Origin of the sequence: Lentibacter algarum (assembly GCF_018860975.1) — a bacterium.
In the GTDB taxonomy this organism is placed as follows: Bacteria; Pseudomonadota; Alphaproteobacteria; order Rhodobacterales; family Rhodobacteraceae; genus Lentibacter; species Lentibacter algarum_A.
The window spans coordinates 82,030-96,467 of the sequence record NZ_JAHKQI010000008.1; the positions used below are offsets into that span (position 1 = coordinate 82,030).

The 14,438-nt window shown below is 56.2% G+C and carries 13 protein-coding genes; 6 read left to right on the top strand and 7 right to left on the bottom strand.

Going from position 1 to position 14,438, the window contains the following annotated elements; all coding sequences use genetic code 11:
• Positions 1-124 precede the first annotated feature (124 nt).
• From KO498_RS09750 to KO498_RS09765, 4 genes are read right to left on the bottom strand one after another with little or no spacing between them, the layout of a single operon-like run.
• Positions 125-1,090 (bottom strand): glycosyltransferase family 2 protein, encoded by a 966-nt coding sequence (locus tag KO498_RS09750; protein ID WP_215959715.1) that lies wholly within the window; start codon positions 1,088-1,090, stop codon positions 125-127.
• Complete coding sequence (locus KO498_RS09755; RefSeq protein WP_215959716.1) at positions 1,087-1,977, bottom strand: glycosyltransferase family 2 protein; 891 nt, start codon at positions 1,975-1,977, stop codon at positions 1,087-1,089. The genes KO498_RS09750 and KO498_RS09755 overlap by 4 nt, the downstream gene beginning before the upstream one ends.
• On the bottom strand, positions 1,974-2,735 hold the full coding sequence (locus KO498_RS09760) for a hypothetical protein (protein WP_215959717.1): 762 nt from the start codon (positions 2,733-2,735) through the stop codon (positions 1,974-1,976). Before KO498_RS09760 ends, KO498_RS09755 begins: the two co-directional genes overlap by 4 nt.
• A 27-nt stretch (positions 2,736-2,762) precedes the next feature.
• Positions 2,763-4,370: a peptide chain release factor 3 gene (locus KO498_RS09765; RefSeq protein WP_215959718.1), complete on the bottom strand. Its 1,608-nt coding sequence runs from the start codon at positions 4,368-4,370 to the stop codon at positions 2,763-2,765.
• A gap of 351 nt (positions 4,371-4,721) precedes the next feature.
• On the opposite strand from KO498_RS09765, the gene KO498_RS09770 reads away from it, so the two are divergent.
• Positions 4,722-5,873, top strand: coding sequence for an amidohydrolase (locus tag KO498_RS09770; RefSeq protein ID WP_215959719.1), 1,152 nt, complete (start codon positions 4,722-4,724; stop codon positions 5,871-5,873).
• Positions 5,874-5,987: 114 nt separating this feature from the next.
• On the opposite strand, the gene KO498_RS09775 is transcribed toward KO498_RS09770, so the two are convergent.
• Positions 5,988-7,001, bottom strand: a complete 1,014-nt coding sequence (locus tag KO498_RS09775) for a Hint domain-containing protein (protein WP_215959720.1) — start codon at positions 6,999-7,001, stop codon at positions 5,988-5,990.
• Between the two features lie 156 nt (positions 7,002-7,157).
• On the opposite strand from KO498_RS09775, the gene KO498_RS09780 reads away from it, so the two are divergent.
• Positions 7,158-7,937 carry an SDR family oxidoreductase gene (locus KO498_RS09780; RefSeq protein WP_215959721.1) on the top strand — a complete coding sequence of 260 codons (780 nt, stop codon included), beginning with the start codon at positions 7,158-7,160 and terminating at the stop codon, positions 7,935-7,937.
• Positions 7,938-7,954: 17 nt separating this feature from the next.
• Here KO498_RS09780 and KO498_RS09785 read toward each other — a convergent pair whose 3' ends face one another.
• Together KO498_RS09785 and KO498_RS09790 are read right to left on the bottom strand one after the other, a co-directional pair.
• Positions 7,955-8,614, bottom strand: a complete 660-nt coding sequence (locus KO498_RS09785; protein ID WP_215959722.1) for a hypothetical protein — start codon at positions 8,612-8,614, stop codon at positions 7,955-7,957.
• A complete protein-coding gene (locus KO498_RS09790) occupies positions 8,611-9,699 on the bottom strand; it encodes a GSCFA domain-containing protein (RefSeq protein WP_215959723.1) in 1,089 nt (362 codons plus the stop codon). Before KO498_RS09790 ends, KO498_RS09785 begins: the two co-directional genes overlap by 4 nt.
• A gap of 186 nt (positions 9,700-9,885) precedes the next feature.
• Here KO498_RS09790 and soxC point away from each other — a divergent pair, with 186 nt between their 5' ends.
• The 4 genes from soxC to KO498_RS09810 all read left to right on the top strand — a co-directional run bounded on the left by soxC (position 9,886) and on the right by KO498_RS09810 (position 14,337).
• Positions 9,886-11,166 (top strand): sulfite dehydrogenase, encoded by a 1,281-nt coding sequence (soxC, locus tag KO498_RS09795; protein ID WP_215959724.1) that lies wholly within the window; start codon positions 9,886-9,888, stop codon positions 11,164-11,166.
• The gene (locus tag KO498_RS09800; protein ID WP_215959725.1) at positions 11,150-12,223 is read left to right on the top strand and encodes a c-type cytochrome; all 1,074 of its coding nucleotides are present in this window, start codon (positions 11,150-11,152) and stop codon (positions 12,221-12,223) included. Before soxC ends, KO498_RS09800 begins: the two co-directional genes overlap by 17 nt.
• A gap of 88 nt (positions 12,224-12,311) precedes the next feature.
• Entirely contained in the window at positions 12,312-13,028 is a 717-nt protein-coding gene (locus KO498_RS09805; protein WP_436835927.1) for a c-type cytochrome, read from the top strand.
• A 37-nt stretch (positions 13,029-13,065) separates the two neighbouring features.
• A complete protein-coding gene (locus KO498_RS09810; protein WP_215959726.1) occupies positions 13,066-14,337 on the top strand; it encodes an NAD(P)/FAD-dependent oxidoreductase in 1,272 nt (423 codons plus the stop codon).
• The last annotated feature ends 101 nt before the right edge of the window (positions 14,338-14,438 follow it).

The window sequence follows — 14,438 nt, forward strand, 5'->3', positions numbered from 1 at the left end:
CTGTTTACATCAAAAGAGGGGCAAGGGTCAATCAATCGGCAAAAAACCAGCGGAATTGCACCTTTACGTGGCATTCTTGTAGCAGGGTTGTAGCAACAACGGAAACGATGAGTATGATGCCTTGCTACTGAGGAAAGTTTGGAAACTGCCGCATGCGCTTTTCGGCCAGATCCAATTTGAGACAATGCAATAGTCCATAAGCATCAAGACGTTCCAGAAGTTCGGGCGTGGCGGTGCAAACCTCATGGTAGAAGGTGCGCAACCCCTCTTCGCCATCACTTTGCTCTATAAAGCTCAGCAGTTCGTGCAAGCTCAACCCGCCTTGCTCACGCGGGCGGTTCGGCCTGAGCTCGGCACGGTATGCGCCTTTGCTTAAGCGGAATCTGTAGGCAGCTTTCCAAGATTCATATGTGTGCGCGTGCAGGTGACAGAGCTTGGTTTCAAGAAGCTCTTGCTGGCCGGGGTTTTCTTCGCCGTCGGCATAAAAATTGTGAATTTTGAATGTGGTCTCCTCAAGGCCTGTGCGGGCGAAAACCTTACCTGCCACATGGCTTAAAAAACCGCCGGTGAGCTGCGCACCAAAAGTCGGGTATATGGCCTCGGTTTCAATGCGGCGCTGTTTGCGCTCACTGGTCATCGCTTTAAAGCAGGTCACCCCGTGTTGCAGGCCTTGGCCTTCGGCAGACAGCGCCTCAATCGGGCGCACGCGTGCAGCGGCGCAAGCGTCTGGCAAGGCCGCAAGTTGTTCCTCGATCGGGGCTTCAGGCCACAAGAACTCATCAACATCTATATGGGCAAGCCATGCGACGTCAGATGCCTTGCGGCGATAGGCATGTTGCGCATTGGCTGTCTGGCGTGTCTGGTGCTTTTCAGGGCGTTTGGCACTGCGCCAGTTTGCCTCATCTGCCTTGAATGTACGTATTTTCGGGTGTGATTTCAATAAGCTGAAGGCTTCGGGGTGATCGGCATCAAGATAGATGAACAACCGATGAGCACCCAGCTCAATGTGGTGCGCGGCAAAATTTGCGATGTCTTCTAGCGGCGCTTTGAGTGTGGTGACGATGCCCCATTTAGGATAGTCCTGCGTCATGTGCTAATACTCTTCATGGCCTCGGGGAACATATTGCGCGCCTTAGCAGTGAGTTGCAAATCAACGCTTAGAAGCATGTTCAGTGCGCGGAGCGCAGCGAGGTGCTCGGCGCTCGTGCTTCTGAGAGCCGCGTAAAAAGCCCGCAGACCGCCGAGGCCTTCGCTGTCTTGCACCAGATTGATAAGATCAGCGATGGAAATTTGGTCGTTGCGCGCAGAAACGTAAGACCGGCTGGCCAGCCTGCGCGGCAATTCGTTTGAGAAGTCTTCCCAGCTTGTGGCGTGAAAATGTGCAAGTTTGGTTTGCTCAAGAACACATGGTTTGCTGAATTTGCCACCAATAAGTTTATGAATGCCTAACCGCGCGTTCCGAAGACCTGTGCGCACAAGCGGTTTGCCTTCGCTGTGCGACAGGTAACCCGTGCGTAGATGTAGGCCGTACTCGGGGTAGAGCGTCTCTAGAACCCTGCGTGGTTGTTGCGCAAATTGCGGTGCAATCTTGCAATGCGTGAGGGCCGTTTGCATTGGCGTCAGCGCTTCGACGGGCAGGATACGCGCCCAATCGTGTGAGCTCGGGATCGTATCAAGCTGTGATTGGAGCGGTTTTTCTGGCAAGAGAAACTCGTCACTGTCGACATGTGCCAGCCAATCAACGGTGCCTTGCTGATAGGCTTGATTGGCATTCTGCATTTGCCGCCGATGTATAGCATTATGTGTCTGCGCACCCGAAAAAATACTTATCTTGGGGTGGCTTAACGCTTCAATGCCGTTGGTTGGCGCGTCAAGATAAAGATAGATTTTTGAGCAACCGAGGCCGATATGGTGGGCGGCGAAGCGAGCCAAGTCGTCAACATCCGCTTTGGCCGTGGTCACGATCCCCCAACTCACGTGCGGCTTTCCTTCGCAGCGCGTTGCTTGGCGCGACGGGCTTTCATCGTGGTTAACCGCCGGAAGATCGTGCTGGTTTCTGCGTTCAGTTTGTTGAGCAAGTTTTGTGCAAGTGGGCCAGCGATGTTGTCGGATTGGGCAGTCAGCCAAAGCGGGGCGAGCAGGGCGCTGTCCAGCCCTCCGTGGTTAAGCGAGTATTGATCCATTTCAAGCGGCATCTCGGCGCTGGCTCTGTTGCCAAACCTCCAAGCTTCGTTAGGTGGTTGCCCTGAGAAAAGTCGTTCAAATTCATAGAGTTTGATCATCCCGAAGAGCATCTTGAGGCCAAGACCAAGCTCGCGCTCTGCGGGGGTCTGGCCGTGGTCGGCAAAGGTGATGATCGACGAAACTTGCCAGCGCAAATCAAGTTCTGCCATCAAGTGCTCGGATTCTTCGGCCCAAATGCGGCGGAAGAGGGTGACGAGACTGTCGGGGCAGTCTTTGCGACGTAAGTTTGAGATGAGCTGGGCGTTGAGAAAGGCGAGTTCGGTTTTGCCGGTGAACTCACGTGCGATGAGGCATCGTTTGGCTGTCCATTTCGACTTGTGCGCACGGTCTGTAACCGCGCTTTGCGCAACTTGCGAATTTTTGAAGGGCGCCAAGTCAACGTCGACGGCGGGGAAGTCACCGTCGCGCAGAGTGAAGGGTTCTCTTCGCGCGTTCCATTGGGCGATCACCTCTTCTGCGCCGCCTGCGTATGTGAGACTTTCTGAACTCATAACTGCAGTCTGGCACGGGCGCGTGGGCTAGACCATCATTTCCTTGGTGGCGGTCAGTTTAACATCAGGATAATCACGCTCGACGCGGTCGATATCCCACTGCAAACGGGTGAGGTAAACAATGTCACCGTCATGGTCATGTGCGATGTGTTGTTTGTTTGAATCAACAAACTTATCAACCGCTTGCGTGGTGCCGTTAACCCAACGAGCCGAGGTGAACTGCGAGTTATCAAAGCGCACAGGCAGGCCGTACTCCAGCTCGATGCGGCTGGCGAGAACCTCGAACTGAAGCGCGCCAACAACACCGACAATGAAGCCGGAACCGATAGCGGGTTTGAACACCTTTGCGGCGCCTTCTTCGGCGAATTGCATTAGGGCCTTTTCAAGGTGTTTGGCCTTCATCGGATCGCCTGCTCGCACGCCTTGCAGGAGTTCGGGGGCGAATGACGGGATGCCCGAGACGCGGAGCATTTCGCCCTCTGTTAGCGTGTCACCGATGCGCAATTGGCCGTGGTTGGGAATGCCGATGATGTCGCCCGCCCAGGCCTCTTCGGCGAGTTCCCTATCAGATGCGAGGAACAGCACAGGGTTGGAAATTGCCATCGGTTTCTTGGTGCGCACATGCGTGAGTTTCATGCCGCGTTTGAAGTGTCCGGAGGCCATTCGCACGAAGGCGACGCGGTCGCGGTGCTTCGGGTCCATGTTGGCTTGCACCTTGAAGACAAAGCCGGAAACCTTTGTTTCTTCAGGGGAAATTTCGCGCGGTATGGCCTTCTGCACTTGCGGTTTCGGGCCAAAATCACCGATACCGTCCATCAGTTCTTTGACGCCGAACGAGTTGATCGCGGAGCCAAACCAGATCGGGGTCATATGGCCTTCGAGGACGGATTGTGGATCAAGCTTTGGCAGCAACTCGCGGGCCATTTCGACCTCTTCGAGAAACTGTTCCAGCAGATGTGCAGGGACGTGTTCGGCCAGTTTTGGATCATCCAAGCCCTTGATTTTGATGGATTCAGCAACTCTATTGCGGTCGGCACGATCCATCAGCTCAAGGCGGTCTTGCAGCAAATCATAGCAGCCCATGAACTCGGCACCGACGCCGATAGGCCAGCTGGCGGGAGTCACATCAATCGCCAGCATTTCTTGAATTTCATCAATAATTTCAAAGGTATCACGGCTTTCACGGTCCATCTTGTTACAGAAGGTCAAGATCGGCAAATCGCGCAGGCGGCAGACTTCAAACAGCTTTTGCGTCTGGCTTTCAACGCCCTTGGCGCCGTCAATAACCATGACCGCAGCATCAACTGCGGTGAGCGTGCGGTAGGTGTCTTCCGAGAAGTCAGAGTGACCGGGGGTGTCAACCAAGTTGAAGCGCAAGCTATTGAAATCAAAAGACATAGCGGATGCAGAAACCGAGATGCCGCGGTCTTTTTCCATCTGCATAAAGTCAGAACGGGTGCGGCGGGCTTCGCCTTTTGCGCGCACTTGTCCGGCCATCTGAATAGCACCACCATAAAGGAGAAACTTTTCGGTTAGCGTCGTTTTGCCAGCGTCGGGGTGCGAGATGATCGCAAACGTCCGGCGGCGGGCAATTTCGGGCGGCAATTCAGGGCGGTTTGAAGGGGTATCAAGCATAACCGCGCGTATAGGTAAGGTTTGCGACTTTGGCAAGAAAGACGCTGCACAACGGGTGCATACCACAGTGCATATAGCAGTGCATAATGCGTATGCACGGATTTGGGCGAGAAAGGCGTTAAGGAAGGTTGATAAAGTATTGAGATGTGGAGGCTTGCAGGCACAGAACTTGCTAAAAGCACTCTCTGATCAGAATTGACCCATGCGGCCACACCACAACCAAACGGCCAATGCCAAGTGCCGCTCTGCGGGACAAAGCCGCATTTTGCTTTTTAGTGTTTGGAGAATGTTCCCCGTTCTGATTTAGAAATGGAGTGACTAACGGAACCGACTTTGAGAGCAGGGTGACAAATGCTGACAAATCTTGACCTGACGGAACTCACGGAGTTTCGGCGTGAACTGCACCGATACCCAGAATTGTCCGGGGAAGAGGCGGAAACAGCCCGCAAGATTGCCGCTGCGCTGAAACCAATGTCACCAACGCGCATCTTGACTGGATTAGGTGGCCATGGCGTGGCGGCGGTTTTTGATAGCGGCAAAGACGGGCCCACTGTCCTTTTTCGGGCCGAGCTTGACGCACTGCCGATAGAAGAGCGTAATGACATCGCATGGTCGTCGCAGACAAGCGGAAAGAGCCATGTTTGCGGACATGACGGCCATATGACAATGCTGCTCGCGTTGGGGCGTATGATTTCTCGTCAACCGGTTGCTCAGGGGCGAGTCATCCTCATGTTCCAGCCCGCGGAAGAAGACGGCAGCGGCGCAAAAGCTGTGGTTGCTGATCCCGGCTATCAAGAAATTCAAGCAGACTGGGCCTTCGCCATTCATATCGAACCCGGACGGCCGTTTGGTTATGTCTCTACCTGTGCCGGGCTGATTAACTGCGCTTCATTGGGGCTTAAGATTAAGCTCAGCGGGAAAACCGCCCATGCAGCCGACCCCGAAGATGGCATTTCTCCGGCGCAGGCAATTGCCGAACTCATACCTGCGCTGGATGCTTTGGGGCAAGGTGGGGCGCTTGACGATGACTTCCGACTGGTGACGATTACGCATGTAAAGGTTGGCGAGCCTTCATTTGGTGTTGCACCGGGTGACGGTGAAGTTTTTGCGACCTTGCGAACGGCAGGTGACGAAGGCATGGACCGTCTTGAAGCCATGGCCCGCAGCCTTGCCGTCGCGGCGGCAGAGAAATTCGGGCTGAGTGTGGATTTTGAAGTGTGCGATAACTTTGCAGCTTCAATCAATGATCCAGAGGCCTATGCCGTTGCAACAAAGGCCATGGAGGCTATTGACGTCGCTTATGGTGATGCCGGTGTTCCCATGCGTGCTTCAGAAGACTTTGGCGTATTTGGGTGGGACGCCAAAGCTGCAATGCTATGCTTGGGGCCGGGCGAAGATTATGCAGCGCTGCACAATCCAGATTATGATTTCCCAGATGATTTGATCCCCATCGGAAGTGCCATCTTTGAACGTATCGCGCGAGATTTGTTGGGAACAGCTTAGCCCTGTTACCTACAGCGGTGATGTTTGATCCGACATTTGTTGCAATGCAGTAATCTGCAGAATGGGTTCAAACCCGCCGTTCGCTGTGAGCTGTTTGAATGTTAGCAGACTGCTCTAACTGCCCTTGCTGGCCCGCAGCAGGAGCTCGGCTGCGTTGGGGCGGGAGAGTAGGGACTTGCCAACTTCGAACTCGCCTTGGGCGCGGTGTTTGTGTCCGGCGAGGGTGCCGCCGAGGGTTTCGGCGACATTCTCGGGCAGGGCGGAGCGGGTGCGCGGGCTGATCAGCAGGGTTTCTGCGGCGATGCCCTCGGCAAAGACGATCTGGTGGGAGTCAAACAGGATCTGGAAGTAGTCGACAAAGCCACCTTCCTGCACATAGACGGTATCGCCGTTCACCAGATGTGAGGCTTTGAGCAAGACTTCGGCGCGACCTGCACCGAGCTTGTCGGAGCGCTGGTAGATGAACAGGCGATGATCGGGCGAGACGAGCAAGTCGTTCTCGTTGTGGAGCGTGCCTTTGGTGATCATCACAGGGGCAAAGTCGCCTATGGCGCGGGTTGTGTGGTGGCCGATCCAGCGCACGGGCTGTGGGCCGTCGTCGCGGGTGAGCACTTTCTCACCTAGTGCGAGGTCTTCAACCGCGCGTTGCTCGCCTGTGGCGAGGGTGAGTTTGGTGCCGCGGGTGAAGGACACGCAAGCAACCTGCGCAAACCTGAGCGGGGCATTGTCGCTGTCGATGCCGACGAGGCGGTAGTCTTCCTTTCGCAGCAGCGGGGCGAGAGGCATGGCGTAGATTTGCGCGACGTGGCCTTCTGTGTCCACTTCAACGAGCAGCAAGCATTCGATCGCCTGGCTTTGGCTGTCCATCAGGGTGATGCAGCTGTCGAGCACCACTGTTGCGCTGTCAACGCCGACTTCACTGCTTTCGGAAATGCGGAAATGCCCGTTTTCAAGCGCATGCACCGCGAGTTTGAGCGGCGCTGCACTCGGTGCGAGCTGATAGGAGTCATCCAGAATCAGCTCGGCGGCGTAGCTGAGATTGTCGCCAAAATTCGCACCGTTCGAGACGGTGAACATCTCGGCGGAATAGACCTGAAGGGCCTGCGCGGTTTCGGGGTGATCACTCATAAAATGGCCTGACAATCGTTGTTTCGAAGCTCTATAGCGCAGGAATCTGACAAAAGCACGGCGTTAGCGGGGCTGCCGTGCGGCTGGCGCTGGTCAAACGGAGGAAATTGCGCTTTTCTGCGGCCAAATGGAAACTTGAATGACTGGAGAGCTGAGATGGACTTGGGAATTGCTGGCAAAAAGGCGCTTGTTTGCGCGTCGTCAAAGGGGCTTGGCCGTGGCTGTGCGGAGGCACTGGCTGAGGCGGGGGTTAACCTTGTTATGAACGCGCGGGGGGCCGAGACGCTTGAGGCTGTTGCTGCTGATATTGCAGGGAAATATGGCGTTGAGGTTGTGGCCGTTGCTGCCGATGTCACAACCGAAGAGGGCCGCGCCAAAGTGCTGGCGGCGGCGGGGGATGTCGACATTCTGGTGACCAATGCAGGCGGGCCGCCTCCGGGGCTTTGGAGCGACTGGGAGCGCGAGGACTTTATCAAAGCACTTGATGCCAACATGCTGACACCGATTGCGCTGATGAAAGCCTTGCTGCCGCAGATGATCGACAAGGGTTGGGGGCGTGTTGTCAACATCACCTCGCAAAGCGTCAAGTCGCCCATTCCGGTGCTTGGCTTGAGCAATGCCGCGCGTGCAGGGCTGACGGGCTATGTTGCGGGCACATCACGGCAAGTTGCCGGAAGTGGTGTAAATATCAATAACTTGCAGCCCGGTATTCATGCGACAGACAGGGCGGTTTCGCTGGATGGCGGAGTTGCCACGCAGCAAGGTATCAGCCCTGAGCAGGCTAAGGCCAACCGCGAGAAAACAATTCCTTCGGGCCGGTATGGCACTGCGGAAGAGTTTGGTGCGACCTGTGCGTTTTTGTGCTCGCAGCACGCGGGGTTTATTGTCGGTCAGAATATCTTGCTCGACGGCGGTGCCGTAAACAGCACGATGTAGTGGCGTGAAGCGAATGCTCAGAGCAGGCCGTTATCAACAATGGCCTGCATGACGGCGGTGCCGAAGGCTTGGTTGCCGTGGCGGCCATCATCATGCTTGTACTCGTCAGGGAGAATGCCCTTAACGGTAAGCGTATCATTGGGGTTATAGACGGTGGCTCCGGCGGCGCTGATCTGCGCGGAGAGCTCGGCGTTGATTGCGCGCAGGAGCGGCCAACTGCGGAAGTTCGGCGGCACGACGACCACCAGTGGCGCTTTACTGGCAATCTTGCCCAGGCCTTTGATCATGTCGCGGCGTTGCTCTTGCAAGTAAGCGCGGGTGAAGCTGGCGGAGAGCAGGTTCTGGCGGTCACCGCCGCGGTCTTCGGAGAGGTAGGAGCCGAGCTTGTTTGAGCGGAACTCGGAGATGAACTCCGACACATGAAACCCGAGGCTGGCGACAACCGGTGTGCCGGAGATAAGAGGTGATTTACTGTTGGTCTCGGCTTGGAAGGCGGCGATCTTCTGGCGGGCGCGAAAGTGGTCGGACTTGAGCTGCCCCGATTTTTGCAATGTCACGGAGCCGTCGCGCCACGCGCCACCAGATGTTGCAAAGCTGGCAACGTCATAGCCAAGGGCGCGGGCACCGAGGGCGAGGGCGCGGGCGTGACTGTCCCCGACGACGATAAGCGGGTTCATGGGGTTGCCTCCGTATCAAGCGCGGCTTCCTCACAGGCGAGCTCTGCGGCGGCGTCTTCGGCCAGTATTGCGGCTTGGCGCTTGGCTTCGGCTTTGTTCTCTTTCAGCTTTTCCTTGGTGAAGCGCATGCCTTTGAAGAAGTGCTGCATCACCAGTTCGACGCCTTTGAGCGAGACCGAGCGCATGTTGGGCTCAAAGAAGATGCCGCGTGTGGGCGGCTGTGAGATGATCTCGTAGGAGGGGAAGTAGTCGATGTCATCGTCGCTTGTGGCCAAGTCACCGGCGACAGCGCGTAGGGTTGATTTTGAATAGGTCGTGGCCAGCAAAATATGGGCTTTATCGGCCGTCGCAGTGAGCGGCACAGGCGAGACTGTGAGCAAGATCTTGAGGCTCGGGTTGATCTCTTTGAGGGCTGCTATGGCCGTCTGCATCGAGGCGAGGATCTGCGGGTAGGTGTAGTTGTGAAACTGGTGCTCGTCAGGATTGTAAGTGCCTGCGAGCGTTCCGGGGCAGAGCGCGTAGGGCTGGCCCGTGCGGGTGTTTTCAAACCCCTCGGTGAGGCCCATTGTAAAGACAAAGACCTGCGCTTGTGCCACCGACCGGCCAAAGGCGCGAGCGGTGTTTTTGAGCAGGGCCAAGCACTCTTCAGGGCTTTCAAAGCCTTCGGGCTCGATCATCGGGCGCAGGCTGTCGCGGTAGCGGGGTTGCTTTCCTTTGTTGTCTTCCCAGATTTCGACGCTCTCGCATTTGTCGGGGTCTTGTGCGAGTTCGGCCCAGAAAGCCAGCATGCGAGCGGTATAGATATTGGCTGTGCGCGCAGAGTATACGCCATAACCGAACTTGGCAGCCAAGGCCGATGAGGTGCTTTTCGGGCATGGTTCGGCGTTGACCCACGGTTTGCCCTCGGCTTGCACGGCGCGCGAAATGTGCTGCGCAAAGCAAGAGCCGTAGGTTGCAAAGGCTGCGTTTGAAGGCAGCGCCCATTTCGAGCGCCAGAGTTTTTGCAGGTTCCAGATGCCCGGCTCGGCGACGGCGGTGCGCCAAAAGGCCTCTTTGGGCTGCTTCTGATAGGGTGTTTTGCTCACTTGGGTTTCCTCACGGGCTTGGCGCCGCTTTCATTTTCTTCATATTAGGCAGCCCGCAGGAGAAATTCCAATGCTTATGAGTTCGGTGTGGCGGGATTATTCATTCACCCTTGTGAATGTGATGTATACAAATCAACACCAATTCAATATCGTGAATTTAACAGAACGACAGGGAGGCTCGAATCAATGACATCGCGTTCGCAAAAGGACACGCCCTCACGCAGGGCGTTTTTGAAGGGGGCGGCGGCCTCTGTGCCAGTGGTTGCTGCCGCAAGTGTGGCGCAGGCAGAGGGTGACCCTCTGATCACCGAGGTGCAAGACTGGGCGCGCTATACGGGTGAAGGCGTTGACGAACACCCCTATGGCCTGCCGATCAAGTTCGAGAGTGACGTGGTGCGGCGCAATGTTGAATGGCTGACAGCGGATGTGATCAGCTCGATCAATTTCACTCCGATTCACGCGCTGGAAGGAACGATTACGCCGCAGGGCTGCGCATTCGAGCGCCATCACTCCGGTGCGATCGAGCTTAAGAAAGAAGACTACCGCCTGATGATCAACGGGCTGGTCGATCAGCCTTTGGTGTTTAGCTATGCTGATCTGGAGCGCTTTCCGCGTGAGAACCATGTGTATTTCTGCGAATGCGCTGCCAACTCCGGCATGGAGTGGGCCGGCGCGCAGTTGAACGGCGCGCAATACACCCACGGGATGATCCACAACATGGAATACACCGGTGTTTCCCTGCGCTCCTTGCTTGAGGAAGCGGGGCTCGATGCTGCGGGTGATCTGGCTGATAAATGGGTTTATGTCGAGGGGGCGGATGCCTCGTCAAATGGCCGCTCTATTCCGATGGAAAAGGCGCTTGATGATGTTTTGGTTGCCTTCAAAGCCAACGGCGAAGCGCTGCGCATGGAGCACGGGTATCCGGTGCGGTTGGTTGTTCCCGGATGGGAAGGCAACATGTGGATCAAATGGCTGAGGCGCATTGAGGTCACCTCGCAAGCTATTGAAAGCCGAGAAGAAACCAGCAAGTACACTGACACGCTTGCAGACGGCACCAGCCGTAAATGGACATGGGAGATGGACGCCAAGTCGATCATCACAAGCCCCAGCCCGCAGGTGCCTGTTCGGCATGGCAAGGGGCCGTTGGTGATCAGCGGTATGGCATGGTCCGGGCGCGGCGCGATCACGCGGGTTGATGTGTCAAAGGACGGCGGCAAGAGTTGGGAAACCGCAAGGCTTGCCAAGGAAGGCGAGCGCATGGCGCTGACGCGGTTCTACCTTGATACGACGTGGGACGGAGAAGAGATGTTCTTGCAAGCCCGCGCGGTTGACGAGACCGGCTATGTGCAACCGAGCAAAGATGCGTTGCGCGACGTGCGCGGCGAGAACTCGGTCTATCACAACAACGGTATCCAGACTTGGTGGCTTAAGGCAGATGGGGAGCTTGAAAATGTCGAAATTTCTTAAGGTTACGGCAGCAACCGCGCTTTCGCTGTGCATTGCGGCTCCGGCCTATGCAGAGAAGCTCGGTCTTGGCCGCGCGGCATTGCCAGAAGAGATCGCCGCATGGGACAAGGATGTAAGCCCCAACGGTGAGGGCCTTCCTGAAGGCTCGGGTGATGCACTTGTCGGCGAGGAAGTGTTTGCCGAGAAATGCGCCAGCTGCCACGGTGATTTTGCCGAGGGTGTGGACAACTGGCCCAAGCTTGCAGGCGGCGCCGACACCTTGGCTGACAAAGACCCGTTGAAGACTGTTGGCTCATATTGGCCTTATCTTTCAACCACTTGGGACTATGTGAACCGCTCGATGCCTTTTGGCGACGCGCAGACACTAACCAATGACGAAGTCTATGCGATTGTTGCATATATCCTTTATTCCAATGACTTGATCGAGGATGACTTTGTACTCTCCAAGGAGACGTTCCTTGAGGTTGAGATGCCAAATGCCAGCGGCTTTATCTTGGATGACCGGCTCACCTCGGAGGCGCATTTTGTTGGCGACGCTTGCATGAGCGATTGCAAGGATGAGGTCAAAATCACCAAGCATGTTGTGTTCAAGGGCGATCCTAACTCGCCGGATGATCCTGTTTCGGAGTCAGCCGGTGAGGCCGCTCAGGACGCCGCAACTGCTGAAGACGAAGCCAAAGCCGAAGACGCCCCGAAGGCCGAAGAAGCGGCTGTGGTTGAAGCCGCAGCACTTGATGCCGAGTTGGTGAAAGCCGGTGAGAAAGTGTTCAAGAAATGCAAAGCTTGCCATCAGGTTGGCGAGGGCGCAAAAGCCCGCACCGGGCCTGTTTTGAACGGTGTTGTCGGTGCGAAGCTTGGCCATGTCGAGAATTTCAAGTATTCCAAGACCATGTTGAGCATGGGCGAAGAGGGTGTTGTCTGGAACGAGGCCAACCTCGCGGAGTTCCTGAAAAAGCCACGCAGTTTTGTGAGCAAAACCAAGATGTCGTTTGCCGGCCTTAAGAAAGAAGATGATATCAAGGCTGTGACCGAATATCTGAAGTCATTCTCGGAATGATCGCAAACAGGGGCGCGCGGTTGTGTGCCCCTGTCGCCACGCTGGGAGGCCGTGGCTAGAAAAGAGCGCAACTCTGGGAGGGGATTGTATGCTTGCTTTTTTGACATCTCAGATCCGGATGCCTGCTTTGGCGGCACTGTTGTTTGTTGCGCCGCAACTGGCGGCTGAAGACATTGGTGATGCCAAGGCCGGTACCGAAGTCTGGGAACATTGCTCGGCTTGTCACCAAATCGGGCAGGGAGCGACAAGCGGCATTGGCCCGCATCTCAACGGCATTTTTGGGCGCGCAGCGGGGGGGCTTGAGGGGTTTGACTATTCCAAAGGGCTGATCCGCGAGGGCAACAACGGGTTGGTTTGGAGCCTCGACAAGCTTGATGCTTACCTGGAAAACCCCAAGGCATTGGTCAGTGACACGCGGATGTCGTTTGACGGGCTGGAAACCAAGAAAGAGCGCGACGATATATTGGCCTTTTTGCGCCAGTTTTCCGACAACCCGCAGAACATTCCCGAGGCGCCACCAACGGCTCGTACGCATGAAATTGTGTTGCCGCCAGAGGTATTGGCGATTGTCGGTGATTCCGAGTATGGTGAGTATCTCGCCAGCGAATGCACCACCTGTCATCAGATTGATGGAGCGAATGAGGGCATCCCCTCTATCACCCACTGGCCGCAAGAGGACTTTGTTGTCGCGATGCACGCCTACAAAGTGAAGGTGCGCCCGCACCCTGTGATGCAGATGATGGCGGGGCGGCTGACAGATGAGGAGATCGCGGCACTGGCGGCGTATTTTGAGAAATTGGAGTGAAGTGACGACCAACTAGAACCAAGGGAGGAAACGACGTATGCCACTGAATCGAAGAACTTTTATGGTAAAGGGGGTTGCTGCGGCAACTGTATTGAGCGCGCCACATGTGCGCGCCGACAACCACGCAGGCAAGCCTAAGGTCGTTGTGATCGGCGGTGGGGCTGGCGGGGCTACGGCAGCGCGCTATATCGCCAAAGACAGCAAGGGTGAGATCGACGTGATACTCGTTGAACCATCGCGCATGTATTACACCTGCTTCTTTTCAAATCTCTACATCGGCGGCTTCCGTGAGTTGAGCTCGATCGGCCATTCTTATGGAGGGCTGACGAAAGGGGGTGTTAATGTCGTGCATGACTGGGCGGTTGGTGTTGATCGCGCAGCCAAGACTGTGAGCCTCGCAGGCGGTGCTGTGCTCAATTATGATCGCCTTGTTCTCAGTCCTGGCATCGACTTTGTTGATGGTGCTGTGCCCGGCTGGGACGTGACAAGCCAAAACAAGATGCCGCATGCTTACAAGGCAGGGTCGCAGTCGGAGTTGCTCAAGGCGCAGGTTGAAAGCATGCCGCAGGGGGGCACCTTTGCGATGGTCGCGCCGCCAAACCCGTTCCGCTGCCCTCCTGGCCCGTATGAACGGATCAGCATGGTTGCGCATGTGCTCAAAGAGACAAACCCGACGGCGAAGATCATCATTGCCGACCCCAAGCCAAAGTTCTCCAAGATGGCCCTGTTTCAAGAGGGCTGGGCCGACAATTACAGCGGTATGGTCGACTGGATCGGAGAAGAGTTCGGCGGTGGCAATGTGGAGGTGAACGCCGACGAGATGACCCTGAGCATTGATGGGGAGGTCACCAAAGTTGACGTTTGCAACGTCATTCCGGCAATGAAAGCTGGCCGCATTTGTGAACTTGCCGGCATTACCGAGGGCAACTGGGCGCCAGTGCATGCGGCGACGATGCAGAGCCGTGTTGATGAAAACATCCATGTGCTTGGTGATGCGTCCGCACAGGGGGATATGCCCAAATCCGGCTTCTCGGCCAACTCTCAGGCCAAGGTTTGCGCTATGGCTGTGCGAGGTGCGTTGACGGGGAGCAAGGTTTTCCCTGCGAAGTTCTCCAACACATGTTGGAGCCTGATTGACACTGATAATGGCGTTAAAGTCGGCGCGACCTATGAGGCGACAGACGAAAAGATCGCCAAGGTGGATGGGTTTATCAGCAGCACAGGCGAAGATGCGGCATTGCGCAAGGCCACGTTTGAAGAGAGCGTCGGCTGGTATGCGGGCATAACGGCAGATATGTTCGGGAGCTGAGGGCTTAATAGCAATGACGGGGAGGGCGCGGCATAGGCTGCGCCCTTTTCAATTGCAAGGCCTGCGCTCTTCACAAGATGTTAACCAAGTTTTTCTAACGG